This window comes from Pseudoalteromonas sp. SK18 (genome assembly GCF_001974855.1).
Classification (GTDB): Bacteria; Pseudomonadota; Gammaproteobacteria; order Enterobacterales; family Alteromonadaceae; genus Pseudoalteromonas.
Map to the genome: position 1 here is coordinate 1 of NZ_MTQB01000015.1, position 26,411 is coordinate 26,411.

Consider the following 26,411-nt stretch of genomic DNA (forward strand, 5'->3'; position numbering starts at 1 on the left):
CTGGAGCGTTATCGATTGATGCGAAATCTTTAGCAACACCGCCGTATACTTTTGCAAGTACGTTAGTGATTGCTGCTGTTAATGTCGTTTTACCGTGGTCAACGTGGCCGATTGTACCTACGTTTACGTGCGGTTTTACGCGTTCAAACTTTGCTTTTGCCATGACGGAACCTATCAGTTTTGTGTATCTAGATTACATATGAAAATAATCCACCATAGGTAGATTAAGTTAATTTTTTCAAATTTCAAATAGTTTTTTTCTGACAGATAAAGGAAGTGTTTAAGGAGATTCGATTGACTGGTGCTGATAGGCAGATTTGAACTGCCGACCTCACCCTTACCAAGGGTGCGCTCTACCAACTGAGCTATATCAGCATCATCAAATTGGAGCGGGCAGCGGGAATCGAACCCGCATCATCAGCTTGGAAGGCTGAGGTAATAGCCATTATACGATGCCCGCTTTAAGGAACCTGTTCTTAAACTACCTCTAACCGTCTAGAATAAAGTGGTGGAGGGAGCTGGATTCGAACCAGCGAAGGCTGAGCCGTCAGATTTACAGTCTGATCCCTTTGGCCGCTCGGGAACCCCTCCACGATAATTCTTTATACTAAGCACTTCCGGTAAAAGGAAAGTGGTGCCGACTAACCGAGTCGAACGGTTGACCTACTGATTACAAGTCAGTTGCTCTACCAGCTGAGCTAAGTCGGCACTGCTTTAGTACGGGGCGAGATTCTAGAGTAAGGTTTATTGGGATGCAACCAAAAAATTAAAAAAAATGTGATTTTATGCTTCAAACGCTCACTATTCGCGCAAAAAGCGGTTTTTTTGTTGTTTTTAACTCTTTTTAGCCAACTCGTACCAGTAATTTAAGCCTTTCATTACTAGCATTGGGTCGAAAATACTCTGTGGAAAATGCCCTTGTAATAGCTGACCATAACCACCAGCAAAAATTAAAAGGCTATTTTTTGTATTTAAATGCAGCTTTGCTTGCTCAATTGCGCCAATAGTTGCCACTAATGCACCATTTTTTAATCCATTAGGGGTGTTTTTGCCAAGCTCATTAGCAAATGGCGTGTTTGCATCATCAAATACGCGCTGGGTATTTTGAGTAAGTGATCGGGTCATTAAATCAAGCCCTGGTAATATCCAACCACCTAAGTGCTGCCCATCATCATTAAGGACGTCTATAGTCGTTGCCGTGCCGGCATCAACAACAATGGCGGCCGTATTAGGGTAAAGCGTATAACCACTAATAAGTGCTAACCACCTATCTATACCCAAATTACCGACTTGCTGATACGCACAATGCAACGTACTGAGTTCACGACTAACCGATGCTTCAAAGCAATCAATGTTATGTGTTTGAGCTTGCTCTAATAGCTGTTTGAGTAATTCACTACGACCCACACAAGCGTAAACAACAACCGTGATTTGCTGCCATGGGATATTATTAATATCGCACGGCTGTATTTGCTCGTTTTGCCACAATACGGCTTTGAGTGAGGTATTACCTACATCAATTAACAATCTCATGCTTGCGCCTTTCTTAATGAAATCTCACCGCCATAATAACTTTTTACTTCGCCGTCTTGGCGAATACGTACACCACCGTGCGCATCTATACCTTCACAAATTCCCCGCCAACTGCGATGCCCGGTATTAAGCTCTACCTGTTGACCAGCAAATGCATTTAATGCATTCCATTGTTGATACATAGTTTGTAAACCATTCTCGCGATATTGCACTAAGCGCTGCTCTAAGCAATAAGTTAATGAAGCTACTAGTTGATTTTTATCTAGCTGCTGGGTGTGCTGACTTAAATCGGTCCATGCTTGGTCAATGTGCTGACTGGCACTTTCTGGCATATTTAAATTAATACCAACCCCTATCACTAACTGACAGGGTCCTTGTGGCTGCCCGTCTAACTCGACCAAGACACCTGCGAGTTTTTGTTTGTTTATATAAATGTCGTTTGGCCATTTAAGCTCTACTTCAATATCATAAAGTGCTTTTATCGCATCATACACAGCTAAACCAACAGCAATCGATACGCCCATAGCGGCTTGTAAACCATCGTCTAAGCGCCAAAAATAACTGTAGTATAAGTTAGCACCAAAGGGTGATTGCCATACTCGCCCTCGACGCCCCCGCCCTGCTTGCTGCATTTCGGCTACAATCACGGTGCCCGATTCGAGCGCTGCTTTAGCTTGAATGCGGCGCATTAACTCGCTGTTGGTTGAGTCAATCAGTGGTTGCACTTCAATATTCGCGGTATTTGCGCCTAAAGCAGCATAGTGCTGCTGTATGCTTTGCTGATTAAGCAAACCAACATGGTTATTTAAGCTATAGCCTTTACCTGTTACTTTAAATACATCTAAGCCCATAGCTTGTAAGCTTTGAATATGCTTACTTACCGCCGCGCGACTTATTCCTAATTCATTACCCAGTGCTTGCCCAGAGACAAACCCGCCTTTATTGAGCGCATTTAAAATGGCCAACTTATTACCGTCAGGTGCCTTCATGCTGATTGCTCCAAAGAGATATGGCATTCATTGTACTGATCAATCAATCGCACTTCGTGCTCTAAGCTTATGTTGTAACGTGTTAAAACAATATCCTGAATGTGGGCAATCATATTAATTAAATCATCCCCTGTACTATTACCATGATTAACCAGCACCAGCGCTTGCTGTTGATGCACTTCAATCCCCGCAATTTTATATCCCTTTAATCCCGCTTGCTCTATTAACCACCCTGCAGCCACTTTATGGTGACCGGCACTATGTGGGTAGTGAGGCACCTCAGGGTATTTAGCAATTAACTGCGCTAAGTCACTATTGGTGATAATAGGGTTCTTAAAAAAGCTGCCCGCATTAGCCAGTTTATAAGGGTTTGGGAGTTTACTATTACGCGTTTGTATCACTTGCGCGCACACTTGCTGTGGAGTTGGATTTTTTAATTGCTGCAGCGGTCCATAGCTGAGCACTGGTTGCCATTTTTTGGGCAACTTAAAATGCACTTGGGTGATCACTGCTTTATTTTTTAGCGCGTGTTTAAATACCGATTCACGATAAGCAAAATGACATTGTTGATTAGTTAAAGATTTAAAGCTGCCGCTATCAATAGCAAAATAATCAACAGCTTCTATAAACTGTGCTATTTCTACGCCATAGGCACCAATATTTTGCACTGGTGCAGCGCCGACAGTACCGGGTATGAGCGCTAGGTTTTCAAACCCTGCAATACCTTGCTCCAGCAAGTAGGTCACTAATTGATGCCAATTTTCACCGCCCGCCACACTAACTAAAAAGTCATCCGAGCGCTCAGTGATAGTAATGCCTTGGGTTGCCATTTTAATGACCGTGCCTGCATAGTCATTTAAAAAAATAGTATTACTGCCCTCACCCAACAAGCAAAAAGGGACTTTAAAGCACTGGCTTTTAAGCTGCGCTGAGTCGGTAATTTCAACGAAATTTTGGCATTGGCTACTTAATGCAAATGTATGTAGGGGTTGTAATGAGTGCGGCACAAAGCCCTCTGAAGGTAGCAATAATTAATCGCTCTAGTTTAACTCATCGTCGCAAATTGCGCATCTGCTTGTAAAAATTGTTCAACCCACTGCAGCAATCATGATATAAAACCTGCACTTTTTTATTTGTACTCAAGGTAATTATGAAAATCACACCTCTTTTTTTAAGCCTCGCTATGGCAGGTATGTGCTCGCAAGCAATGGCCAGCGCTATTGATCAAAATTCCTATGCCAACCTTGATGATGTTATCACCACACATTTAAACCTTGATTTAGACATCGACTTTGCCGACAAGCAATTAGAAGGTTTTGTTGAGCATACGCTGCAGTGGCAAAACGCCAGTAGCAAAAAGCTAGTACTTGATACCCGTGACCTTGATATTGATAAAGTCATGTATCAAACAGCAAATGGCAATTGGCACAAAGCTAGTTTTAACCTTGCTAACCGCGACGATGTTAAAGGCTCAAAACTAACGATTACTTTTAAAAACCAAGCTGAAAAAGTCCGTATTTACTACAACAGTCGCCCAGAAGCGTCGGGCTTACAGTGGTTAACGCCAGAGCAAACAGCCAGCAAAACGCACCCGTTTATGTATAGCCAATCGCAAGCGATTCATGCACGTAGTTGGATACCAGTGCAAGACACCCCAGCAATGCGCGTGACTTATTCTGCACGTATTCATACCCCTGAAGATATTCGTGCGGTAATGAGCGCCGATAATAAAGATGCCCTTTATAAAGATGGTGATTATCAGTTCACTATGCCGCAAGCAATTTCACCTTACTTAATTGCCATTGGTGCGGGTAACCTAGAATTTAAAGCGATGTCTAAGCAAACCGGTATTTTTGCAGAGCCGAGTATTTTAGATGCCTCAGTTGCTGAGTTTGATGACACCCAAGCGATGATCGACAAAACCAATGCCATGTACGGCGACTATGCATGGGGTCGTTATGACTTACTTATGCTACCACCTAGCTTTCCGTTTGGCGGCATGGAAAACCCACGTTTATCATTTATCACCCCAACCGTTGTTGCCGGCGATAAAAGCCTCGTTAACCTGATTGCGCATGAGCTTGCACACTCTTGGTCTGGTAACTTAGTGACTAACGCCACATGGGAAGATTTATGGTTAAACGAAGGATTTACCTCTTACGTTGAAAACCGCATTATGGAAGAAGTATTTGGTCGTGACCGTGCCGTTATGGAACAAGCACTTGATGCAGCAGGCCTACGTGCGCAACTTAAAACCATTGATGCACCAGACACGCGCCTTAACTTAAAGCTTAATGGTCGCGACCCAGATGATGCGTTTAGCTCAGTGCCTTACACAAAAGGTCAGCTATTTTTAATCTACCTAGAAGAAAAATATGGCCGTGATAAGTTTGATGACTTTGTTAAAACCTACTTTAATGAGTTTGCATTTAAATCGCTAACCACCGCGCAATTTGTTACGTACATCAAAGCTAACTTAATTGAAAAGTACCCTGGTGTAGTGAGCATGGATAAAGTGAACGAGTGGATTTTTCAGCCTGGTTTACCAAGTGATGCACCTAATCCAACCTCAGACGCATTCGATAAAGTAGATACAGCTTCTACAGCATGGTTAAAAGGGGATACAACTGCCGCACAATTACCAACTGCAAATTGGACTGTGCATGAGTGGCTACACTTTTTAAACAACTTACCGCGCGATTTAAGCATTGAAAAAATGACTGAATTAGACGGCGAGTTTAACTTAACCCAATCAACCAACGCAGAACGTGCGTTTGCATGGTACATGCTAGCAGTAGGTAATGGTTACCAACCGATTTACCCTGCGCTTGATAAGCATTTATCGGGTATTGGTCGTCGTAAGCTTATCGTGCCGCTTTATAAAGCGCTTATTACCAATGGTAAAAAAGACTGGGCACAAAGCGTATACTTAAAAGCGCGTCCGGGTTATCACCCACTGGCACAAGGTACTATTGACGCATTATTTAAATAACAAATAGCGTTACCAATAAACTAAAAAGGGCCAATTTGGCCCTTTTTTAATGCTTAGTTATTTTGTTACTTTATCTAAAAAAGCCTGTCGTTCAGCGAGCGTTGCTTGTTGCCACCAAAAGTCGAGCATATGTGCAGCGCTTGGCATGCCTTTGCCATTAATTGGCGCAATCGGCTTAATGGGACGACTTGGTTTTTGTGGGCCAGCAGGTGTTTCTGAGGTTTGCTGATTAAACTGTGCGCTTTGTAGTTGTCGTTCAGCTATCACATTTAATGGCTCAGCTAAGGTACTACCTTTTGCTTTTAAGCTCACTTGTGGTGCCTCAGCAAATACCTTAGCTGCCACCGCATTTTCAGCACGATTAAATACTAAGGTGTAATCTTTACCTGCTTCAACGGTTACATTCACCCAAAAAGGCTCCGACTCAATCACTTCGTGATCGTCATAGCCTAAATCATATAAATCTGTGTATTTAAGCTTTAACTGATAAGTGCCCGGTGCTAATTCAACATCATCAACACGACTAAAAATCGAACTTTCAATGATTCGTTCACCCACTTGTAAAGGAACAAACTCCTCAGGAAAGTGAATGTTTTCTGCCAAACTCGATGCACTCACCAAGAGCGCCGCTACACTGCTTAATAATATTGATTTACGCATAATTACTCCTTTAGTTGATTTCAGTTTGACACTGCTGGCAAAATTTGTCATTAGTGACATACATATTAATCGAACAAATTAGAGTCATCATTATGAGTCAAGAGACTATTTTTACTAAAATTATTAATCGTGAAATTCCTGCTGACATTATTTACGAAGACGACCACGCGCTTGCATTTAAAGATATTAATCCTCAAGCACCTTTTCATGCGTTGATCATTCCTAAACAAGCCATTGCCACGATTAACGATGTCACTGAGGAAAACTCACACCTTGTTGGTCATTTATATGTGGTAGCGGCTAAACTTGCCAAACAATTTAACTTTAGCGATGACGGCTACCGCGTGGTGATGAACTGCAATGAACACGGCGGACAAACCGTTTACCATATTCATTTACACATGCTGGCGGGTAAAGAAATGGGCTGGCCCCCGTATCAAAATACTAAAAAAGTTGCTCTATAGTGACTCATTAAATCCTGTATCTTAAAAAATACATTAAAAATACGGCGTTTTTCTTATATACCAAAAAAACAATTACTTATTTGCAACATTTTATGTTTAAATAATCGGAAATCGCACCTTTTCTCCAGTGAAATTGTTATTGCCTAATACAAAAGGTGTGCAGGGATCGTGGTAAGATTAATTAGCCAGCTTTATAAAAGAGTAAAAAAACATGAGCAGTTCAGCCTTTTTGTTGTTAGACGAAGAACCAATTAACACTATTGGTATCAACGTTTTAGAGCCTTTGTTAAAAACACAGGGTCTTGACGTAACTACGGGTACAAATATTTTAGATGTTCCGGTAGGTACTCGCTTATTGTTCATTGAAACATCAAGTAAAGACGCATGGACTAAGCTAAAAGAGCAACTCGTTAATTTACGCATCAAATGCGATATTGTGTTGTTTAATTTAGATGAAAATCCAGAGCTTGCTAATCGTGCATTACTCAGTGGTATTCGCGGTGTATTTTACACCACCGATAATGCCGATGTACTCATGAAAGGGATTCGTTTATTACTTGAAGATCAGCTTTGGTATCGTCGTGATATTATGTGTAATGCGCTCAACCGCATGCTGCAATTTAACAAAGACGCACTACATAAGCTAACTGATGGTGATATTGAACCAATAAAACTCACTAAACGTGAAAAAGCAATTATCTCGTTAATGAGTAACGGTTCTAAAAATAAAGAAATTGCTGAAGAGTTAAGCATTAGCCCGCACACGGTTAAAACCCATTTATACAGCGCATTTAGAAAAACCAAATGTCGTAACCGTATTGAACTACTCTCTTGGGCACAACAAAATATTCCTGACGAAATTCGTTAAGGCTTATTTTAATAAATTCAATACAGGCACTTTAGGTGCCTGTTTTTATATCTTCTTTAAAAATCGCTGTTGGGGTCTTAATGCTCGACTCATTTACGCTTTATTTTGCCAGTATCGCTGTTATGACAGTGATGACGTTACTAAATTTTTTAACCTGGCGTACCAATAAGCATGTTCCCGGCACATTACTTTATATCTCCTACCCTTTACTACTATTAGCCGCCATTGTGGGCTTTGCGCTCATAGGTAAAATCCCTGATCAGCTTGCCATTACCTTTGCTAATAGCATGATGTTTTTAGCGTCAATTGTGCACTGCTTATCGCTGAGTCAATTTTTAAACTATCGTGGTCGGGGCTTTAAATTTGTTTGCCTATTTACCGCAGTTAGTGCTTTATTGCTTATTTATTTCACTTTTTTTCAGCCATCCATGCGCTCACGGGTTTATATTTCTGACCTGCAGCATATTGTAGAAGCCGCTTTTTTATTATTTATTTTTATAAAATATGCGCGAAAGCCTTATCCTAACGCCAGCATTGTTTACATTATTATTTTAACCCTGGTTGCAGCGAGTTTTATCACTCGAACTATCTTTATGGATCGCGTTGCACAACAAGATGCCATATTAAACCCATGGTTTAACTCATTATTATTTTTAAACAGTGTGATTGCCCCTATGTTTTATGCTGCTGGCATGGCGCTATTGTGCAATGAGCGCAGGGAATTACGACTTAATAAACTCACCGAAAAAGCACACAAGGACTTAGAGATTCGCGGGCTCTTTTTATCCACTATAAGCCATGAAATACGCACCCCATTAAACGGCATTTTAGGCAGCGCACAACTGGTGTTAAACCAAACTAGCGACAGCCGTAATAAAGCTTATTGCGAAGCCATTATTAACTCAGCAGAGTCACTCAACTTACTAGTAGATAAAGTGCTGGAATACGCAAGCTTAGATCAGCATGACGAAGCCTTGTACGAAGAGGATATAGAGTTCAAAACTTGGCTACAAAACTTATGCCTGCTGTTAAGCCCTTTGGCCGAACAAAAACAGCTTAAATTTGAGCTTGCCTGTAACATCCCCGATAAAGCCTGTTATTACTGCGACCAACAAAAGCTCAGACAAATCATTATTAATCTTGTGGGTAATGCAATTAAATTTACCGACACTGGCACAGTAAAAGTGCAAATAGATTTAATTAATGAAACTCAGCTCGATCATACCCTTAAAGTAAGCGTACTCGATTCAGGCCCAGGTATTGAAAAAGATGAAATTGACTATTTAACTGAACCCTACATCCAAAGCAGTACCGGTAAGGAAAAAGGCGGAACAGGGCTTGGGCTAGCTATAACCAGTCGTTTACTCGATAAAATTAATAGCCAGCTAGAAATTACCAGTGAGCTGGGAGTGGGTAGCGTATTTAGCTTTAACATGACGCTAGCCATAGGTGAGCTTAGCCTTGTAGAGCAGCGCCATCAAAGTAAGGACTATTTAACCGGACTTGATGTGTTACTTGTTGAAGATTTAGATTTAAACCAAAAAATAGCTGTTGAATTTATGGCTGACGACGAGCATAAAATTAAGCTCGCTAAAGATGGCAAAAGTGCGATTGAGTTGATGAAAAAATACCACTTTGATGTGGTGTTACTTGATATGAACTTACCCGATTTAACCGGACAGCAAGTGCTAAAAACACTCAAACGGGTGGAGCATAAAAATCAGCGCACCCCGGTGCTGGCCTTTACTGCCAGTTTAAGTCCTGATGAAATCAAAGAATACTTAGCGCTGGGCATTAAAGACATTGTTGGCAAGCCATTAAAACAAGAAAAACTGCGCCAAGCATTGAGTGATTCACAGTCAAAACAAACAGCTAACATTGCTGTAGAGCTGGTTGATACGTTATACGATGAAACAGCCACAGAAACCCTGACAAGCTCTTTTAGTATTGATGAAGTATCTTCTATTTATAATGAGTTTATCCTCTCTGCGCGTAACAAACTGAGCCGCTGCCAAACCTTATTAGAGCAAGACCCAGAGCAGTGTATAAAGCTCTTACATCGCCAAGCCAGCACCGCAATGCAACTTGGCTTTAATAGCTATGGACTGGCTCTTAAAAAAATTGAGCGACGCTTACTAGATAAAAAACCATTAAATAACTCGTTAAATGAAGCCAGCACACTGTGGCAACACAGTTTAGAAGCATATTTAAAGTATGTACGCCAAGGGCTAGGGTAATACGGTTACGGGCTTCGGGCTTCGGGCTTCGGGCTTCGGGCTTCGGGCTTCGGGCTTCGGGCTACCAAGTTTTACGACCGTAACAAATGATCAAGCATATTCACTATTTATACTGTTATTTTCTACCGTATATATCGTCAAATCGCTCTATGTCACTTTCATCCAATGTGGCACCCGTTTGCACTTCAATAACAATTAACGGCTCGGGCTGATTATTCGCTAAGCTGTGCAGTTGCTTTGCACCAATATAACAAGATTGGTCATGGGTCAGTGTTAAGCTTTGTTGGTCAATACATATATCTGCAGTGCCTGATACGACCACCCAATGCTCAGCACGATGCTGATGACGCTGGGTTGAGAGTTTTGCACCACTTTTTACGGTAATTTTTTTAACTTTAAAGCCGATACTTTCTACTAGCGTACGATAATGTCCCCAAGGGCGGTAAACCACCTGATGATGTGCCAGTTTGTCATTTTGCGTAATTGCCAATTGTTTAAGTATTAAAGGCAAGCCTTCAAGCGAATCTTGCTTTGCAACCAAGGTAGCATCATGAGTATGAACAATCGCTAAATCGCTCACACCTAAAGTGGCAATTGTGTGTCCATCTTCGCTAATAACTAGGTTATTAATACTGTTTTGTGCAATATGTTGCTGATTTTGACTATTGCCCTGCGAATCTTTTTCTGCAAGCGCAGCCAGTGCAGAAAAACTGCCCACATCGCTCCACTTTAACGCCACAGGCATTACCACTACATTATTGCTGCGCTCTAAAATAGCGTAGTCAATTGAGTCACTTGGGCAAGATTCAAGTGCATGGGCATTTGCTCTGGTAAACGCTAAGTCTTGTTTAAAATCAGTAGCACTGGCAACACTTTTAGCAATTTTGGGGGCAAAGCGCTCAAGCTCTTGCAGATAAGCAGCGGGAGTAAATAAAAACATACCACTGTTCCAACTATAACCGCCCTCAGCCAAATAAGTTAATGCAGTTGCTAAATCAGGTTTTTCTTTAAACTGGTCAACTTCAAAGCAACAGGTATCTTTAATGGCTGCGCCCTGTTTTATATAACCATAACCTGTGTGTGGCTCTGTTGGTGTGATTGAAAATGTAACTAATTTACCTTGCTCAGCAAGTTTAATCGCATCAGATAACTGAGCCGTTAACGCGGTAAAATCTGCAATATGATGATCGGCAGGCATCACCAACAAAGGGCCCGTAATATTATTTTTTAAAGCATGGTGCGCGGCAAGGGCGATGGCTGGTGCGGTATTTTTACCTTCTGGCTCAAGTACTATGGCATGGGGTTTTGCAAATGCAGCCTGCTCCGCGGCAATAAATCGATGCTGCTCATTACAGACCAAAATAGCGGGATTAAAGTCCTCAGTTGCAACCCGTAATAACGTACTTTGTAATAATGACTGCTGATTTTTATCATCCAGCAAAGATAAAAACTGCTTTGGCATTGCTTGGCGCGATAGCGGCCAAAGCCGTGTGCCAATGCCGCCTGCTAAAACTACCGGTGTAATAAGGGTTGTATTCATAAAGCCGCCAATAAAAATATCAGCGGCTATTTTAGCACTTTATTGGCTAGGCGCTAATTTATACCAATGTAAAAGCATCTGCATCTAAATGTGCCGGGAATTTAGCTCTAAACTCATTGAGCGGCGCTTTATTTAACGTGATTGTTAATAGTGCTTGCTGGTCGTCATGCGCTTTAATCAGTGGCTCACCTTTAAAGTCATACACTGCGGTTCCACCGCTGTGGTCAATACCATTACCATCTTCGCCAACCCGATTTACGCCAATCACGTAGCATAGGTTTTCCATTGCTCGCGCCATTAATAAGGTATCCCACACATTACGCCTTGCAGCTGGCCAGTTGGCAATATTTATCATCACGTCGTAGTCATTGTTATTGCGCTGAAACACCGGAAAACGTAAATCGTAGCAAACTTGCGGTAAAATTTTAAACCCTTTGAGTTCAAACACTTCACGGTTTTGTCCTGCTACTACAAATTCGCCCTCGTTACCCAAACAAAATAAGTGGCGCTTATCGTAATAACGTACCTCACCACTTGGTTTTACCCAATAAAACCGGTTAGCCTTTTTGTCTCCTTGAGTTACCAATACCGAGCCCGCACAAACCGCATTATGTTGTTTAGCTTGTGTTTTAAGCCAACTAAGCACTGAGCCATTTTCAGGTTCGCCACAATCAAGGTTAACCGCAAATCCAGTGGCAAAGGTTTCGGGCAATACAATTAAATCTGGTTGATTGGTGATATTAGTAAGCTGTTTTTCAAACATAGCTAAATTGGCTTTTTTATCGAGCCAATGCAGCGAGCTTTGCAATAATGTAAAAGTTAAAGTTGACATAAGATGCGCGCCGCCTCTATTAAGGTTTGATCGTTTTTAGCAAAACATAAGCGAATAACTTTATCGTTATTTGGCTGCTGGTAAAATACACTTAGTGGAATGGCTGCCACGCCTGCTTGCTCTACCAGCCACTGACAAAATTCTACGTCATTTAAATCCGATACATCACTGTAATCAAGTAGTAAAAAGTAGGTGCCTTCACTTGGTAAAATGTTAAAGCGGCTGTCTTGTAGAGCATTACTGAGCACATCGCGCTTATGTTGATAAAAATCACTTAGCTGGTCAATATGGTCAGCGTGTTGCTCTAACATATCTGCTAATGCATGCTGCGCAGGCGTAAAACTTGAAAAAGTAACATACTGATGAATTTTTCGAAATTCTTCGCTTAAATCAGCGGGTGCGATACAGTAACCCATCTTCCAACCGGTGCTATGAAAGGTTTTACCAAAGCTTGAAATAACAAAGCTTTTTGCCAGTAGTTCCTCGTCACCGAGTGCGCTTAAATGTGGTTGTTGATCAAACGTTATATGCTCATAAACCTCATCGCTGATTACATATAAATTGTGAGCACTCACTAGTTTTTTTAGTTCGTTGATATCTTGCTGTTTTAACACTTTGCCACTGGGGTTATGCGGCGTGTTAATAATAATTGCGCGAGTATTTGCTGTAATTGCTTGATTTACTGTTTGCCAATTTATAGCGTAATCTGGCGCGGCTAGCGCAACGTGCACTGACTTGCCGCCAGCCAGCTCAATGGCTGGTTGATATGAGTCGTAAGCAGGATCAAATACAATAACGTCATCACCCTCGCGCACAATAGTTTGAATAGCCACAAATAATGCTTCGGTTGCCCCTGAGGTTACAGTTACTTGGCTTGTGCCATCAATTTGCGCAGCATATTTTCGCTGAACTAATGCTGCAATTTGCTGCTGCAGTTTAGGTACACCGCTGGAAGGCGAGTATTGATTAGCTCCTTGCGTTACATACTGGCTTAACTGCGCTTTTAAATACTCAGGGGTATCAAACTCAGGAAAACCTTGCGAAAGATTAATTGCCGAAAACTTATTAGCCAAGCCACTCATTTGGCTAAATATACTAATACCTAAATTGGGGAGTTTACTGTCAAACACGAAGTCTCCTGATGATGGTTTTGTGTACAGAGCAATGCTATGATTAAAAACGGAAGTTTAGCCGTCTAAACTGTACTTTAATTGTTATTTGTGAGGAAAATATGCAAGACAACCATACCGCTATTTCAAACCTTATAGAAGCCGCAAAATGGATTAGCCAACAAGGTTGGGTTCCTGCCTCGGGTGGAAATTTATCAGCTCGCACCCAAAATGGCTTCGTTATAACGACTAATGGCTGCGATAAGGCCCAACTTACCCATGAGCATTTTTTACAGTTAGACCACCAAAACTTAAATACTCCTCAGGTGTTATCACGCGAAGCGAAATTACATTTAAGTTTGTATCAGTTAATTCCTGAGGCGCAATGTGTATTGCATACTCAATCTGTTGCAGCAACGGTGCTTTCACAAGTAACGCAAGCTCATCAGCTTGATTTAAGCGGTTACGAAATGCAAAAAGCGCTCAGTGGTTTTACCTCACATTTAGAAACCTTAAGCATTCCTATTTTTGATAACGACCAAGATATTGACCGTTTAAGCTTATTAGTCAGCGATCACCATTTGCACTCACCGATTAAATTTGGTGTATTAATTCGCGGTCATGGCTTATATGCAGTTGGCAAAAATATTGCTGAAGTGCGTCGCCACCTAGAAGCACTAGAGTTTTTGTTTAGCTGCGAATTAGAGCGATTAAAAATCACCGGCATTCAAGCGAGCAATACACTTCATCATCGATAACTAACAAGCAAGTATTTAATGATAATGCTCGTACATTTTATCTAGCGGCTCAGAAAGGCCGCTTTCTTGCACAATACGCACATGTTTGCGTTTTAATTCGCGAGCACTGGTAACACCACAAGAATGTGCAATAAGCCCTGCACCGTAATGAATGTATTTATTATAATTTGCGACCCGCTGCGCTTTATCTTCAACATTTAAACCACGTTGCAAACGTTCATTATGCGTAGTAATTCCTGTTGGGCAGGTATCTTTATTACATTGCATCGCCTGAATGCAGCCTAGTGCAAACATATGCCCTCGCGCAGAAACCACAAAGTCGGCTCCTAGTGCTAATGCCCATGCTACTTTGGAAGGCACAATTAATTTACCCGAAACAATAATTTTAACTCGCTCTCTAAGGCCATGCTTCTTTAATAGCTGTATAACTAGAGGGAGGCTTTCTTTAAGCGGTAACCCCACAGAATCTAATAAAGACTGTGGTGCTGCGCCTGTGCCTCCATCAGCACTATCAATAGTTATAAAGTCGGGTGCAGACTCAATGCCACGATGATTTATCTCAGCAAATAAACTTTCTAACCAAGTATGTTCACCAATAACTGCTTTAAAGCCTGTTGGTTTACCCGTTGCAGTTCTGATGGTGGTGAGCATGTCTAGAATATCGTTTGGATTTTTTATTTCTGGGTGCCCATTTGGGCTAATAGAATCCTGCCCTTCGGGTATGCCTCTTATTTTGGCAATTTCAGCATTCACTTTTCGCCCAGGTAACATGCCGCCTTTGCCTGGCTTAGCACCTTGGCTCATTTTCAGTTCAAACATTTTAACCGTTGGGTGTGCAGCAACGGCTTTTAGCTTTTCTGTACTTAAACTTCCCTGCTCATCGCGTACACCGTATTTTGCGGTGCCAATTTGAAATACAATATCGGCACCTCCTTCTAAGTGATATGGGCTAAGGCCGCCTTCCCCCGTGTTCATCCAACATCCTGCTAATTTTGCCCCCTTCGATAGTGCACGTACAGCCGGGCTGGATAGCGCACCAAAGCTCATGCCCGATATATTAAATAACGAATTTGTGGTGTAAGGAAATTTACAATAAGGGCCAAGCGTTACGTTGCTCGGCGCTAAGGCTTCTTCATCTAAGGTAGGAAACGCACAGTTCATAAACATAACTGTGCCTGTGGCCTCTAAACTTTGAGTTGAGCCAAAAGCGGCCGTGTGATCAACATCTTTCGCCGCGCGGTAGACCCAACTACGCTCGGCGCGATTAAAGGGCATTTCTTCACGGTCTAGGGCAAAAAAATACTGCCTAAAAAACTCACCTTGACGCTCAAAGAAATAACGAAAACTTCCGATTACGGGATAGTTACGCCTAATGGCATGGTTTGTTTGCGTAACATCTCGAATATAAAAAATAGCAATTAATATAACCAGCAATCCCAATGCAACAATAAATAGGCTGGCAAACACATCAATACTGAACATTATAAATTGGCTCATAGCTTATCCTTAAATGCTAAAAAGTGTGCTGCCATTTAAAAAGCAGCGCACTTTTATCTTCTTAAAATAATACGTTATTAGTTATTATTTTTTGCTAACTCTGCTTGTATATATAAACGTATTTGTTGCTCAAGCACCGACAAAGGTACTGAACCGTGGCGCAAAATTTGATGATGAAACTCACGAATATCAAACTGCTGACCTAATGCTTGCTCAGCCTCTGCGCGCAAGCGTTTAATTGTTAACTCACCAATTTTGTAAGACAGCGCTTGAGCTGGCCACGAAATATAACGGTCGGTTTCTGTTTTTACATTGTGTAATGAAAGCGCTGTATTATCGGCCATAAAGTTCATCGCACGTTCTCGGCTCCAGCCATACATGTGCATTCCCGTATCAACCACTAAACGTGCAGCACGCCACATTTCGTAGGTTAAACGACCAAAGTTACTGTACGGGTCTTGATAAAAGCCCGCCTCAACCCCTAAGTACTCTGAATACAACCCCCAGCCCTCACCAAACGCTGATAAATAGGCATCTCGGCGATAGCTAGGTAAGCTTTCAAGTTCTGCATTGAGTGATATTTGTAAATGATGGCCCGGGACAGCTTCGTGCAGTGTTAATGCCTCTAAAGCATAGAGTGGTCGTTTATCTAAAGCGTAAGTATTCACCCAATAAAAACCGGCTTGATCGTCACGGCTCGAACCTGAATAGCGCCCAGTAGTATACTTAGGGGCAATATTGGCAGGCACCGGCGCTACGCCATAAGGTTTACGCGGTAAGGTATGAAATAATTTAGGTAACTGTGCATCCATTTTTTTGGCAATGTACGCGGCCTCTTTTAATAATTGCTCAGGCGTTGTGGCGTAAAATTGCGGATCGGTACGTAAAAAGTGGATAAATTCTGCAAACGTGCCCTTAAAGCCCACCTCTTTAATGACCGCTTCCATCTCACTGCGAATACGCGCCACCTCAGCTAAACCCAGCTCATGGATTTCTTTTGGGGTCATTTGTGTTGTGGTGTAATACTTAGCACGATTTGCATAAAAGGCTTCGCCATTGGGAGTAGACGAAATGCCAATATCGCTGCGTGCGCCTGGTAAATATTCGGTATTAAAAAAAGTTAAGTAATCTTTATAAGCATTAATAACTTGGCCACTAATAATGGCTTTAGCTTGTTGCTGTAACGCTGCAAATTCACTGTCACTTAAGCCAGCGGTATTGTTTAAAAACGGCTTATAAAATTCAGACTGTGTTACATCGTCAACAATGTAGGCAGTAATAGAATCTTGATAGCCAATTAATACCGCTTTGGGTTGAGTTAAACCAACTTCTAATCCTTTACGCATCCAGCCTATATTTTGCTCAAAAAAGCGCGGCACTTGCTGTAATCGCTTTAGATAGTTTTGATAATCTTGTGCAGTTTTATAATCAGAGCTATTAACAATAAACGATAGGCTTGAATGAAAGCCATACTCTGACGTTAAAGGCATGTAGTGTGCGTTAAATACATATTCATCAACACTATTTTGCACTTGCGCTCGAATAATACTGTAATTAATTTGATTCTCGTCACTCAGCTTGCTCATATCTATTGCATCTAAATCAGCCAATAACTGGGTGTTTTTTTGATACTGCAGCGCTAAAAAGTCAGCCGATAAGTTAGGTAATAAATAGCCATCAACTCCCTCAGGATTACTATATGGGCTTACATTTTGGCGGTGTTGTACGATATTTTCAGCGGTTTGCGTAAATTGCTGATCGGCATTAATTGTAGTGAGCTGACACGCGCTTAATGAGCACATTAAGGTGACACTTAATAAGGAAAGACGCATTTTTTTTGAAAGAGATAAATTCATAGTTATTGAGCTTAATGACGTTACAGATGTGGTAAACCTATCTTAGGCTGAATAAATAGCAAATAGATATACGACCAACTGCGAAAAATATACGCCAGCAGTCATTTTATTAACTTAAGTTAATACTTAACAATTAGAGTAATTGCTCAAAAAAGCAACGGTTATTGAAATTATAGCGTCATTTTAGTCAACTACGACTCATTTTACTTTTAAATAACGGATATAATGATTATTGTATCTGTGCTTGGAAGCAAATTGCCTCATTGGACGAGTTTTATAAATCAGCATTTATGCGTATTTGGTTGGTATTTGCAAATGATGTTCCATGACTCCATGGCTATAGCACAAGAAAAAATGACAAAAGTATGTATGTTTTTAGAACATCATGTTTTGCCTCCTACCCCCTTAAATTTTCAAGTTGTGTATACATACATTAGTAAAATCCATTTTGCGCTTAATAATGCTATTGATGATGCTATTGATGCCCATCAAAATATTGATGAGCTATTTATTGAGCAACTCTATTTTGAATATTTAAATCAAGGTCATAAAACCGAAGTAGCAATGATTGAAAACGTCAATGGTGTGATCAATTCACTGTCTCAAAATGCACAGCAAACCGAAAAAAAACTTAACGATTTTGCAGGTCATGTTAATGACTGCTTGCATTCTTTAGATGAAAATAATATTGCTAACAGCCGCATCGCCTTAGAAAGGCTTAATGAGCAAACGCAGTTACTGCTCTCGCAACAAGCCCAATTTAAACAAGAACTAAGTCAGGCAAAAAAGTTACACGAAGCAACTAAAAAACAACTCAATACCTTGCGCAAACAACATGTGATTGACCCACAAACAGGCTTATACAAACGCCACTATTTAACTAAACAAACACAGTTATGGTTAAAACAAGACAAGTCAATCTCAGCAATTGCTATTCAAATTGATAATTTAGAGCATTTTATTGATAATTTTGGCGATGCAATTGGCGAAGTGATTTTAAATAAAGTAGCTAAGCAAGTGCAGAAGTATGTTTCGCAAAGTGGCTTAGCTGGGCGCTCTGCAAAAGACCAATTTATCGTTCTACTTGCTAACATTGAGCCAGAAACAGCTAAGCTGATTGCACAAAAGGTAATAGCTGGGGTTGAAAAGCTACGTTTTATCAGTTCAAAAAGCGATTTAAAACTACCTCCAATTTCTCTCTCTCTAGGGATTACAGAGCAACAACAAGGCGACTTTAACCAGCTGGTTAAAAGTGCCTCAAACGCGGCGTTTAAATCACGCGCATCTCAATAGCTCAGTACACTGTTTACACAATAAATTAGCTGATAAATCATATTCAAATTGCACCCTTGGTGCACAATCAAGTACACTAGTCTTTATTACCACGATAGAGATTAATCATGAACGAGAACCCTGAAAAGACCACGCATTTTGGCTATAAAACTGTTGCCGAAACCGAAAAAGCTTCTATGGTTGCTGATGTATTTCATTCTGTTGCGACAAAGTACGATGTTATGAATGATCTCATGTCTTTTGGTATTCATCGTTTATGGAAACGCCAAACAATTGCTAGTTCAGGCATTCGTAAAGGTCATCATGTATTAGACTTAGCCGGTGGTACTGGCGATTTAACCGCAAAGTTTAGCCAACTTGTTGGCGATACAGGTCAGGTTGTTCTAGGTGATATAAACTCTTCAATGCTAAAGGTAGGCCGTGAAAAACTGCATAACTTAGGCCTTGTCGGTAACATTGATTACGTGCAAATGAATGCTGAAGCGTTGCCATTTCCTGATAATAGTTTTGATTTAATTACGATTGCCTTTGGTCTGCGTAATGTAACCGACCAAAACAAAGCGCTGCGCTCTATGTACCGTATTTTAAAGCCAGGGGGTCGTTTACTGATTCTTGAGTTTTCAAAACCAGAGCAAGAGCTTCTTAGCAAGGCGTATGATTTTTACTCTTTCAACATCTTACCTACTATGGGCAAACTGGTAGCTAACGACAGTGAATCGTACCAATACTTAGCTGAGTCAATTCGTATGCACCCAGATCAAGAAACACTTAAAGGAATGATGGTCGAAGCAGGGTTTGAGCAAGCGACTTATCAAAACCTAACCGGTGGTATTGTTGCCCTTCATCGTGGATTTAAATACTAAGGTTAGTAATTTATGGCGCTTGAAGAATACAATAAAGAACAATCAGCGGCAGGCAGTTTTTTTATGCTACCAAGCTTTGTACTTTCGCTGATTGAGCAAGTATTAAATCAAGCGCTTAAACTCGACCCGAGCATACTCGATAAACTAAAAACGGTAGAACATCAGCGCTTATTAGTTGAGGTTAGAGACTGGCAACAAAAAATAGCCATTACCTATGCCAATCAGCAGCTACATCTTTACACAGCAGTAGACGTTGCAAGCGCTGACTGTATGATCAGTGCCAATATTAATACCTTGCTTACACTTAAAAATCCAGCCATGCTTACTCAGCTTATTCGCCAAGACAAGCTTGATTTACAAGGTGATTTAAACATAGCTCAAAGCTATAGTTCAGCTTTTTCAAGTGTAGATATTGATTGGCCAGAGCAACTAGCAAAGCATATAGGCGACGCGCCTGCACAACAGCTTTATTTGTACTTGAAATCATTTAAGCAGCAAGGTAAAAAAGCAAAATCGCAGCTCGACAGCACTTTTATTAGTGTGTGCCAAGACGAACTGGCAATCACCATTCACCCATTAGAGCTTGAGCAATTTAAACAACAAAATAGAGCACTAAAAGGCCAAGTTGCCGCCATTGAGCAACGTATTAATGCCCTAATTAAAGCCCTTTAACGCACTAAGGATTTTTTGTGTCAACTGCCCGACTGTATTACATAACTAAAACTCTGCTTAGCTACGGACTTGATGAGCTTGTACCTAAACATAAAGTACCTTGGTTTGCTAAAATCGCTCGTGGCAGCTTGTTTTGGTTACGCAATCAACACAAAGATAAACCCCCTGGCTTAAGACTTCGCTTAGCACTGCAACAACTTGGCCCTGTGTGGATAAAGTTTGGCCAAATGCTCTCAACTCGACGCGACTTACTGCCTCATGACATCGCCTTGGAATTAGCCTTTTTACAAGATCAGGTAGAGCCGTTTGAAGGTGAGCTGGCACAGGAAATCATCGAAAAAGCATTAGAAATAGATAATATTAGCGAGTTATTTAGCGAATTCTCACAAACACCTCTGGCATCGGCATCAATTGCTCAAGTGCATACGGCTACCCTTATTGACGCGCAGGGCGATTCGCAAGATGTCGTTATTAAAGTTATTCGTCCTAATATTGAACAGCAAATAAATGCCGACTTAGCCTTAATGGAAAAATTAGCTAAGGTGATTGGTAAGTTAATTAACGAAGCAAGACGCTTACGCCCTGTAGAAGTGGTTAAAGAGTATAAAAAAACATTGCTCGATGAACTCGACTTAATGCGTGAGGGTGCTAATGGCATTCAATTAAAGCGTAACTTTGAAGGCTCAGAATCACTTTATATCCCTACTGTATACAGCGACTATAGCCGCAGTAATGTACTGGTGATGGAGCGTATTTACGGTATCCCAGTGTCAGATACTGAGGCACTGATGGCACAAAACACTAATATGAAGTTATTAGCAGAGCGCGGAGTAGAAGTGTTTTTTACTCAAGTATTTCGCGACAGTTTTTTTCATGCTGACATGCATCCAGGTAATATTTTTGTCTCCCGCGAACACCCGCACAACCCTAAATACATAGGTATTGATTGCGGTATAGTCGGCACACTTAACAAAGAAGATAAACGCTACCTAGCAGAAAACTTTATTGCCTTTTTTAACCGCGACTACCGCCAAGTAGCGCAGCTTCACGTAGATTCAGGCTGGGTGCCACCCGATACCAGCATTGAAGAATTTGAGTTTGCTATACGCACCGTGTGCGAACCTATTTTTAATAAGCCACTGGCTGAAATATCATTTGGCCATGTGCTAGTTAACTTATTTAATACCGCACGTCGTTTTAATATGCAGGTTCAACCGCAACTCGTCTTATTACAAAAAACCTTGCTGTATGTTGAAGGCCTTGGCCGCCAGTTATACCCTCAACTAGATTTATGGAAAACAGCAAAACCATTTTTAGAAGACTGGGTTAAACAACAAGTAGGCCCGCTGTCTGTGCTAAAGCAAATGTATGCAAACTTACCGTTTTGGGCAGAAAAAATGCCTGAGCTACCCGATTTAATTTATCAAAATTTAAAGCGAGCACCACACGCTTATGCCCCTGCTACTAAGGTTTCACATAAGCCTTTGGTTTTAGGACTGTTTAGCAGTGCTGCGATGATTGTCTCTGCTTTATTTTATTTACAACACAACTTAATGGCTGCAGGCGCTGTCTTAAGCTGTGCTGTTATTGGTTTTATAGCGGCTTGGCGCCGCGCATAAACTAAGTGCTATTTACCGCTTTGGGCGTATAATCAGCACTTAATCTTACTATTTTATGGCTTAAAAGCAGGAGAGAACCATGGGGTTTGGTGGTATTAGTATTTGGCAATTATTAATTGTACTTGCAATCATCGTACTTTTATTTGGTACAAAAAAACTACGCGGTATGGGTGGTGATTTAGGCGGCGCAGTTAAAGGCTTTAAAAAAGCAATGTCTGATGAACAAAACGCTGAAAAACAAACCAGCGAGAATAAAGCTGAACAAATTCAAAATTCAGCAGAGTCAAAACCTGCCGATGTAAACACAACTGACAAAACCAAAGACAACGACAAGGCTTAACCAACATGGGAATGTGGGAGCTTGTTGTGGTATTTATTGTCGGCTTGGTAGTACTTGGACCAGAGCGCTTACCTGTTGCTATAAGAACAGTAAGCCGTTGGGTTAAAACTGCCAAAGCAATGGCCAACTCAGTAAAAGCTGAGGTGAGTGAAGAGCTGCGTGTTCACGAATTACATGAGAACCTTAAAAAAGCAGAGCAACAAGGCTTAAAAGATTTAAGCCCTGACCTACAAAACTCTGTGTCTGAGCTGCAACAAGCAGCGCAATCAGTTACTCACAGCTATAAAAAAAGCCAAAGCCAAGCTACTAATAATCAACAAACAGATGACTCAAAGTGAATATAGCACTCTCTTTTCATACATTTAATACAGGGTATAAAGAACAATGACTGAAGAAGTAAAGTCAGGGTTCGTTGCTCATTTAATTGAATTACGTGACCGATTGATTAAATCGCTATTGAGTATTTTAGTGATTTTTATTGGCTTGGTTTACTTTGCAAACGATATTTATACGTTTGTAGCTGCTCCTTTAGTCGCTCATTTACCCAGCACCGCTACTATGATAGCAACGGATGTCACCGCGCCATTTTTCGCTCCCTTTAAACTTACTTTGTTTGTTGCTTTATTTGCTGCTATTCCTTGGATTTTACATCAAATTTGGGGATTTATAGCCCCCGGTTTATATCAGCACGAGAAGAAAATGCTGATGCCAATATTAGCTTCTAGCATCATCTTATTTTATAGTGGCATAGCTTTTTGTTACTTTGTGGTGCTACCCATTATCTTAGGGTTTTTCACCAGTGTAGGTCCTCAAATGATGACCCTTGCACCGGATATAAGTAGTTACTTAGGCTTTGTACTTAAGCTATTTTTTGCATTTGGTATCGCATTTGAAATCCCTGTGGCAATTATGTTGCTCTGCTGGAGCGGCGCCACTACCACACAAAGTTTAAAAGAAAAGCGCCCTTATATAGTGGTTGGCGTATTTGTAGTGGCAATGTTTTTAACGCCACCGGATGTGCTATCACAAACTCTATTAGCATTGCCCATGCTGCTGTTATTTGAGCTTGGTTTAATTTTAGCTAAATTTTATACCGCAAAACCACAACAAGAATCTGAGGAATAATATGAACAAGCATTTACTTTCTTTACTCGCTTTAGCCAGCGTACCGGCTTTAGCTGCTACTCCTATTAACGAGCAAGCATTACAAGCCTGTAGTTTTATTGAAAACGACTTTAATCGTTTACTATGTTATGACAATACCATTGCAGGAAAGTCATTAACACAACCAGCACAAAGCCAGCTAAGCAAGTCGGCGCAAACAAATGTAAAAGCTGAAACTCCAGCTGCAACAGCCCCTGTGGCCACCAAAGCAAAAGAGTTTGGTTTAGAGCATAAAAACATTGCGGAAAATAGCGAAGAAGCAATTTCATCAATAATAGCTAATGTTGAAAAAGCACCCTATGGTGAGCTAATTATTACTTTAGAGAACAATCAGCAGTGGCGTCAAATTGGCTCAGATAGCTTAAGATTAGACAAAGGCGATACCGTTATTATTAGTCGCGGTGTATTTAATTCTTTTTTACTTAAAAAAGCAGATCAAAACCGCTCAATTCGTGTAAAGCGCACTCAGTAATGCAATACACGTTGATTGATGCTGGCGTAAATTTAACTAATCATCAATTTGATGGTCAGCATCAAGAGGTGCTCGCTAGAGCAAAAGAGGCTGGCGTTAAACATATGCTAATTATTGGCTGCGATATAAGTTCAAGTGAAGAATCATTAGCACTTGCTGCACGCTATGGCCAATATGCTAGCGCAGGTATCCACCCCCATGATGCAAAAACAGCAACCTCTGAACTTGAGCAACAACTCACTAAGCTCGCACAAAGTGCGCCGGTTATTGCCATTGGTGAATGCGGCCTAGATTACAATCGCGACTTTTCTCCAAGAGATGTGCAGCGTGCTGTGTTTCGTCGTCAGCTCGCATTAGCCGAAAAGCTAAACCTGCCGGTTTACTTACACGAACGCGATGCCAGTGACGACATGCTCTCTATTTTAAATGAGTTTACTGTACGCGGTGTACTACACTGTTTTACCGGTGATGCGCAAGCGCTTGCAGGTTACTTAAAACTAGGTCTTTATATTGGTATTACTGGCTGGGTGTGCGATGAGCGACGTGGCAAAGAATTACAACAGCTGATCCCCAGCATCCCAATTGAGCGCTTATTAATTGAAACCGATGCACCCTTTTTAATCCCCCGCACTGTTAAACCTAAACCAAAATCAAGACGTAATGAGCCAGCATTACTTCATTATGTTTGTGATACCCTTGCTCAGCTTTATGGCATCCCTGCATCTGACGTGGCAAAATATACGAGTGAAAACTTTAATCACTTATTTGGATTAGAGAAAAAGTAATGCGACCCTTTTGCGCTTTGCTGGTATTCATTTTGGTGTTTTATGCATCCTGTTTCCCTGCAAGTGCAATCGAGATAAATAGTGAATTTAATTCAAAAAAAATAGAGTCTATTCATTATTCGTTTACTCCTACCTCATTAGAAGATGCACGACAAAGTAATTTACAAGAATGGCTGCTACTTAATGATAAGCCACTTAATTTAGGCCTTGAGTCTCGACCTGTATGGATTCAATTTAAGATTACAAACCAGTTAGCGCAGCCGCTAATGCCCTTACTCTCACTAGACAACCCTCTATTAAACGATGTTTACTTTGCTCATTTTATGGAGGATGAGCTACTCACATCAACTCATATTGGTGATACGCATGCACTTTCACAAAGAGTGATAGCGAGCGAGTCTTTGCTAGTCAAACTAACTCTTCCCGCTAACAGTGAAACTACGGTGTACCTTAACGTTAATAATGATGCAGGTATCGGGCTACGCGTCCCCTTAACACTGTGGCAGCAAGACTCACTATTGGCCTATAAAAGTATGGTGAATTTACTTTATGGATTATTAATTGGCTTTGTTTTTTCTTTAGCAGTGAGTAGTCTGGTCTTATTCGCATTTTCCCGAAAGCATTACTTTGCTTATGCCGGTGTGATTACGCTGATGCTCAGCTTATTTTTAGCTTACTTAGGCGGGTTTGGATTTCGTTATGCGCCCTCCAGCATAGCAAACCTCCAACAGTTAGTGCTGCCTATTTTGCTGATGCTGATCACGGTATCGTTTCTTCCTTTACAACGCCATGTTTGCACAGCTATTGAGTCTAACTTACTAAAAGGGCAAACAATAATCACCGCACTATACGCATTAATTATTATACTTATTTGGTTACTCCCCACTCCCAGCGTAGCTTTATTTGCTATTTTAAGCATCCCTGTCATTTTAAGTTATCATGTTGCCACAACATTATTTTATCTGCGTAAAAATCCCACGAGTCCCAATAAATCTCTACTCATGGCACTTGGGTTCTTTTTAATTGTGGTCATCCATTTTTCCGTTGCGTTAACAGGCTTTTATACCGTCACTAGAGCGAGTTTAATGCTTACCTTTTTAGCTTCTTTAGGGTGTTCATTTTGCCTAAGCTATACCGTCATAAAATTATTTATATTACAACGCGATGAGCAAGTAACAGCACAGCAAGCATTAATTGCACAAAGCGCCGCACAAGACGCGTTGTTAAATGAGCGCATTGAATTACAAGAGCGTACCCGCCAAGAACTTGAAAGCCAAGTAGATGAACGCACCTTTGAGTTACAGGTCACACTGAGAGAACTTGAAGATAAAAACCATGAGCTTGAACAACTTAATATGGAAGATGCCCTAACTGGCATTAAAAATAGACGCTTTTTCGATAAAAAACTAATTATGGAAATTCGTCGTTCACGCCGTGAGCAAACGCCATTAAGTATTATTATGCTAGATATCGACAAATTTAAATCAATTAACGATAAATATGGTCACTTAACCGGCGATCAAGTCATCAGAGCGGTGTCTGATACCATTAAACAACAGCTTAAGCGCCCACTTGATGAAGTAGCGCGTTATGGTGGTGAAGAGTTTGTCATTTTGCTACCTAATACTGATAACCAAGGTGCAATGAACATTGCAGAGCAAACACGCCTGGCAATAGAAAATAAGACTGTGAATGTAGCAGGCACTATTATTGAGTTTACTATTAGTGCCGGTGTTTATACTCAAATTGCCGATGATACCCATAACCCTGAACTATTTACTGATTATGCCGATAAGGCACTTTATTTAGCAAAACAACATGGCCGCAATCAAGTGGTTAATTTTTCAACCCCACAGTAGGAGCGTATA

The 26,411-nt window shown here is 40.9% G+C and carries 25 protein-coding genes and 4 tRNA genes; 15 read left to right on the top strand and 14 right to left on the bottom strand.

What is annotated here, in order from left to right; translation table 11 throughout:
• From BW139_RS11800 to murB, 8 genes are all read right to left on the bottom strand, one after another.
• A partial coding sequence (locus BW139_RS11800; RefSeq protein WP_246175643.1) for a GTP-binding protein occupies nt 1-163 on the bottom strand: 163 nt, incomplete at its 3' end.
• 136 nt (nt 164-299) lie between these two features.
• A tRNA-Thr gene (locus tag BW139_RS11805) sits at nt 300-375 on the bottom strand.
• Nucleotides 376-385: 10 nt separating this feature from the next.
• Nucleotides 386-460: transfer RNA gene (locus BW139_RS11810), tRNA-Gly, on the bottom strand.
• Nucleotides 461-506: 46 nt separating this feature from the next.
• Nucleotides 507-591 (bottom strand) — tRNA-Tyr (locus BW139_RS11815).
• Nucleotides 592-632: 41 nt separating this feature from the next.
• Nucleotides 633-708 (bottom strand) — tRNA-Thr (locus tag BW139_RS11820).
• A 126-nt stretch (nt 709-834) separates the two neighbouring features.
• Nucleotides 835-1,533, bottom strand: coding sequence for a type III pantothenate kinase (locus BW139_RS11825; protein WP_076919800.1), 699 nt, complete (start codon nt 1,531-1,533; stop codon nt 835-837).
• Nucleotides 1,530-2,522 carry a bifunctional biotin--[acetyl-CoA-carboxylase] ligase/biotin operon repressor BirA gene (gene birA, locus BW139_RS11830; RefSeq protein WP_076919801.1) on the bottom strand — a complete coding sequence of 331 codons (993 nt, stop codon included), beginning with the start codon at nt 2,520-2,522 and terminating at the stop codon, nt 1,530-1,532. Before birA ends, BW139_RS11825 begins: the two co-directional genes overlap by 4 nt.
• Nucleotides 2,519-3,529: a UDP-N-acetylmuramate dehydrogenase gene (gene murB, locus BW139_RS11835; RefSeq protein ID WP_036984569.1), complete on the bottom strand. Its 1,011-nt coding sequence runs from the start codon at nt 3,527-3,529 to the stop codon at nt 2,519-2,521. Before murB ends, birA begins: the two co-directional genes overlap by 4 nt.
• Nucleotides 3,530-3,672: 143 nt before the next feature.
• On the opposite strand from murB, the gene BW139_RS11840 reads away from it, so the two are divergent.
• Nucleotides 3,673-5,514, top strand: coding sequence for a M1 family metallopeptidase (locus BW139_RS11840; RefSeq protein WP_076919802.1), 1,842 nt, complete (start codon nt 3,673-3,675; stop codon nt 5,512-5,514).
• A 57-nt stretch (nt 5,515-5,571) separates the two neighbouring features.
• Here BW139_RS11840 and BW139_RS11845 read toward each other — a convergent pair whose 3' ends face one another.
• Nucleotides 5,572-6,174, bottom strand: coding sequence for a DUF2057 domain-containing protein (locus BW139_RS11845; protein ID WP_008108512.1), 603 nt, complete (start codon nt 6,172-6,174; stop codon nt 5,572-5,574).
• Between the two features lie 92 nt (nt 6,175-6,266).
• On the opposite strand from BW139_RS11845, the gene BW139_RS11850 reads away from it, so the two are divergent.
• The 3 genes from BW139_RS11850 (at nt 6,267) to BW139_RS11860 (ending at nt 9,743) form a co-directional block, all read left to right on the top strand.
• Nucleotides 6,267-6,638, top strand: coding sequence for a histidine triad nucleotide-binding protein (locus tag BW139_RS11850; protein WP_076919804.1), 372 nt, complete (start codon nt 6,267-6,269; stop codon nt 6,636-6,638).
• 211 nt (nt 6,639-6,849) lie between these two features.
• On the top strand, nt 6,850-7,506 hold the full coding sequence (locus BW139_RS11855; protein WP_008108518.1) for a response regulator transcription factor: 657 nt from the start codon (nt 6,850-6,852) through the stop codon (nt 7,504-7,506).
• Nucleotides 7,507-7,586: 80 nt separating this feature from the next.
• On the top strand, nt 7,587-9,743 hold the full coding sequence (locus BW139_RS11860) for an ATP-binding protein (RefSeq protein WP_076919805.1): 2,157 nt from the start codon (nt 7,587-7,589) through the stop codon (nt 9,741-9,743).
• Between the two features lie 115 nt (nt 9,744-9,858).
• Here BW139_RS11860 and BW139_RS11865 read toward each other — a convergent pair whose 3' ends face one another.
• The 3 genes from BW139_RS11865 to BW139_RS11875 are packed head-to-tail and all read right to left on the bottom strand — an operon-like array spanning nt 9,859 to nt 13,245.
• Nucleotides 9,859-11,283 carry a mannose-1-phosphate guanylyltransferase/mannose-6-phosphate isomerase gene (locus BW139_RS11865; protein WP_076919807.1) on the bottom strand — a complete coding sequence of 475 codons (1,425 nt, stop codon included), beginning with the start codon at nt 11,281-11,283 and terminating at the stop codon, nt 9,859-9,861.
• Between the two features lie 58 nt (nt 11,284-11,341).
• Nucleotides 11,342-12,115 carry an amidohydrolase gene (locus BW139_RS11870; RefSeq protein ID WP_076919808.1) on the bottom strand — a complete coding sequence of 258 codons (774 nt, stop codon included), beginning with the start codon at nt 12,113-12,115 and terminating at the stop codon, nt 11,342-11,344.
• The gene (locus BW139_RS11875) at nt 12,103-13,245 is read right to left on the bottom strand and encodes a methionine aminotransferase (protein WP_076919810.1); all 1,143 of its coding nucleotides are present in this window, start codon (nt 13,243-13,245) and stop codon (nt 12,103-12,105) included. The genes BW139_RS11870 and BW139_RS11875 overlap by 13 nt, the downstream gene beginning before the upstream one ends.
• A gap of 101 nt (nt 13,246-13,346) precedes the next feature.
• Here BW139_RS11875 and BW139_RS11880 point away from each other — a divergent pair, with 101 nt between their 5' ends.
• Nucleotides 13,347-13,982: a methylthioribulose 1-phosphate dehydratase gene (locus BW139_RS11880; protein ID WP_076919812.1), complete on the top strand. Its 636-nt coding sequence runs from the start codon at nt 13,347-13,349 to the stop codon at nt 13,980-13,982.
• Nucleotides 13,983-13,997: 15 nt separating this feature from the next.
• Here the strand turns inward: BW139_RS11880 and BW139_RS11885 are convergent, their stop codons facing one another.
• Together BW139_RS11885 and BW139_RS11890 are read right to left on the bottom strand one after the other, a co-directional pair.
• Nucleotides 13,998-15,479 carry an FMN-binding glutamate synthase family protein gene (locus tag BW139_RS11885; protein WP_076919813.1) on the bottom strand — a complete coding sequence of 494 codons (1,482 nt, stop codon included), beginning with the start codon at nt 15,477-15,479 and terminating at the stop codon, nt 13,998-14,000.
• Nucleotides 15,480-15,556: 77 nt separating this feature from the next.
• Nucleotides 15,557-17,335, bottom strand: a complete 1,779-nt coding sequence (locus BW139_RS11890) for a DUF885 family protein (protein WP_076919814.1) — start codon at nt 17,333-17,335, stop codon at nt 15,557-15,559.
• 333 nt (nt 17,336-17,668) lie between these two features.
• Between BW139_RS11890 and BW139_RS11895 the strand changes: the two genes are divergently transcribed.
• From BW139_RS11895 to BW139_RS11940, 10 genes are all read left to right on the top strand, one after another.
• Nucleotides 17,669-18,628: a diguanylate cyclase domain-containing protein gene (locus BW139_RS11895; protein ID WP_036932949.1), complete on the top strand. Its 960-nt coding sequence runs from the start codon at nt 17,669-17,671 to the stop codon at nt 18,626-18,628.
• 107 nt (nt 18,629-18,735) lie between these two features.
• Nucleotides 18,736-19,491 carry a bifunctional demethylmenaquinone methyltransferase/2-methoxy-6-polyprenyl-1,4-benzoquinol methylase UbiE gene (ubiE, locus tag BW139_RS11900; protein WP_008465035.1) on the top strand — a complete coding sequence of 252 codons (756 nt, stop codon included), beginning with the start codon at nt 18,736-18,738 and terminating at the stop codon, nt 19,489-19,491.
• A gap of 12 nt (nt 19,492-19,503) precedes the next feature.
• Nucleotides 19,504-20,163: an SCP2 domain-containing protein gene (locus BW139_RS11905; RefSeq protein WP_076919816.1), complete on the top strand. Its 660-nt coding sequence runs from the start codon at nt 19,504-19,506 to the stop codon at nt 20,161-20,163.
• 17 nt (nt 20,164-20,180) lie between these two features.
• Nucleotides 20,181-21,782: a ubiquinone biosynthesis regulatory protein kinase UbiB gene (ubiB, locus tag BW139_RS11910; RefSeq protein ID WP_008465032.1), complete on the top strand. Its 1,602-nt coding sequence runs from the start codon at nt 20,181-20,183 to the stop codon at nt 21,780-21,782.
• Between the two features lie 79 nt (nt 21,783-21,861).
• Complete coding sequence (tatA, locus tag BW139_RS11915) at nt 21,862-22,122, top strand: Sec-independent protein translocase subunit TatA (RefSeq protein WP_008465030.1); 261 nt, start codon at nt 21,862-21,864, stop codon at nt 22,120-22,122.
• Nucleotides 22,123-22,127: 5 nt separating this feature from the next.
• Nucleotides 22,128-22,460: a Sec-independent protein translocase protein TatB gene (gene tatB, locus BW139_RS11920; protein ID WP_076919818.1), complete on the top strand. Its 333-nt coding sequence runs from the start codon at nt 22,128-22,130 to the stop codon at nt 22,458-22,460.
• Between the two features lie 46 nt (nt 22,461-22,506).
• Complete coding sequence (gene tatC, locus BW139_RS11925) at nt 22,507-23,247, top strand: twin-arginine translocase subunit TatC (RefSeq protein WP_008465026.1); 741 nt, start codon at nt 22,507-22,509, stop codon at nt 23,245-23,247.
• A 1-nt stretch (nt 23,248) separates the two neighbouring features.
• Complete coding sequence (locus BW139_RS11930; RefSeq protein ID WP_076919819.1) at nt 23,249-23,758, top strand: hypothetical protein; 510 nt, start codon at nt 23,249-23,251, stop codon at nt 23,756-23,758.
• Complete coding sequence (locus BW139_RS11935; RefSeq protein WP_008465023.1) at nt 23,758-24,543, top strand: TatD family hydrolase; 786 nt, start codon at nt 23,758-23,760, stop codon at nt 24,541-24,543. The genes BW139_RS11930 and BW139_RS11935 overlap by 1 nt, the downstream gene beginning before the upstream one ends.
• Nucleotides 24,543-26,402, top strand: a complete 1,860-nt coding sequence (locus tag BW139_RS11940) for a diguanylate cyclase (RefSeq protein WP_076919820.1) — start codon at nt 24,543-24,545, stop codon at nt 26,400-26,402. The genes BW139_RS11935 and BW139_RS11940 overlap by 1 nt, the downstream gene beginning before the upstream one ends.
• Nucleotides 26,403-26,411: the final 9 nt, after the last annotated feature.

Excerpts from the sequence above, each read along its gene's own strand:
- BW139_RS11825 (WP_076919800.1), bottom strand. The coding sequence starts at position 1,533 with ATGAGATTGTTAATTGATGTAGGTAATACCTCACTCAAAGCCGTATTG.
- birA (WP_076919801.1), bottom strand. The coding sequence starts at position 2,522 with ATGAAGGCACCTGACGGTAATAAGTTGGCCATTTTAAATGCGCTCAAT.
- BW139_RS11840 (WP_076919802.1), top strand. The coding sequence starts at position 3,673 with ATGAAAATCACACCTCTTTTTTTAAGCCTCGCTATGGCAGGTATGTGC.
- BW139_RS11845 (WP_008108512.1), bottom strand. The coding sequence starts at position 6,174 with ATGCGTAAATCAATATTATTAAGCAGTGTAGCGGCGCTCTTGGTGAGT.
- BW139_RS11850 (WP_076919804.1), top strand. The coding sequence starts at position 6,267 with ATGAGTCAAGAGACTATTTTTACTAAAATTATTAATCGTGAAATTCCT.
- BW139_RS11855 (WP_008108518.1), top strand. The coding sequence starts at position 6,850 with ATGAGCAGTTCAGCCTTTTTGTTGTTAGACGAAGAACCAATTAACACT.
- BW139_RS11860 (WP_076919805.1), top strand. The coding sequence starts at position 7,587 with ATGCTCGACTCATTTACGCTTTATTTTGCCAGTATCGCTGTTATGACA.
- BW139_RS11865 (WP_076919807.1), bottom strand. The coding sequence starts at position 11,283 with ATGAATACAACCCTTATTACACCGGTAGTTTTAGCAGGCGGCATTGGC.
- BW139_RS11870 (WP_076919808.1), bottom strand. The coding sequence starts at position 12,115 with ATGTCAACTTTAACTTTTACATTATTGCAAAGCTCGCTGCATTGGCTC.
- BW139_RS11880 (WP_076919812.1), top strand. The coding sequence starts at position 13,347 with ATGCAAGACAACCATACCGCTATTTCAAACCTTATAGAAGCCGCAAAA.
- BW139_RS11885 (WP_076919813.1), bottom strand. The coding sequence starts at position 15,479 with ATGAGCCAATTTATAATGTTCAGTATTGATGTGTTTGCCAGCCTATTT.
- BW139_RS11890 (WP_076919814.1), bottom strand. The coding sequence starts at position 17,335 with ATGAATTTATCTCTTTCAAAAAAAATGCGTCTTTCCTTATTAAGTGTC.
- BW139_RS11895 (WP_036932949.1), top strand. The coding sequence starts at position 17,669 with ATGGCTATAGCACAAGAAAAAATGACAAAAGTATGTATGTTTTTAGAA.
- ubiE (WP_008465035.1), top strand. The coding sequence starts at position 18,736 with ATGAACGAGAACCCTGAAAAGACCACGCATTTTGGCTATAAAACTGTT.
- BW139_RS11905 (WP_076919816.1), top strand. The coding sequence starts at position 19,504 with ATGGCGCTTGAAGAATACAATAAAGAACAATCAGCGGCAGGCAGTTTT.
- tatA (WP_008465030.1), top strand. The coding sequence starts at position 21,862 with ATGGGGTTTGGTGGTATTAGTATTTGGCAATTATTAATTGTACTTGCA.
- tatB (WP_076919818.1), top strand. The coding sequence starts at position 22,128 with ATGGGAATGTGGGAGCTTGTTGTGGTATTTATTGTCGGCTTGGTAGTA.
- tatC (WP_008465026.1), top strand. The coding sequence starts at position 22,507 with ATGACTGAAGAAGTAAAGTCAGGGTTCGTTGCTCATTTAATTGAATTA.
- BW139_RS11930 (WP_076919819.1), top strand. The coding sequence starts at position 23,249 with ATGAACAAGCATTTACTTTCTTTACTCGCTTTAGCCAGCGTACCGGCT.
- BW139_RS11935 (WP_008465023.1), top strand. The coding sequence starts at position 23,758 with ATGCAATACACGTTGATTGATGCTGGCGTAAATTTAACTAATCATCAA.
- BW139_RS11940 (WP_076919820.1), top strand. The coding sequence starts at position 24,543 with ATGCGACCCTTTTGCGCTTTGCTGGTATTCATTTTGGTGTTTTATGCA.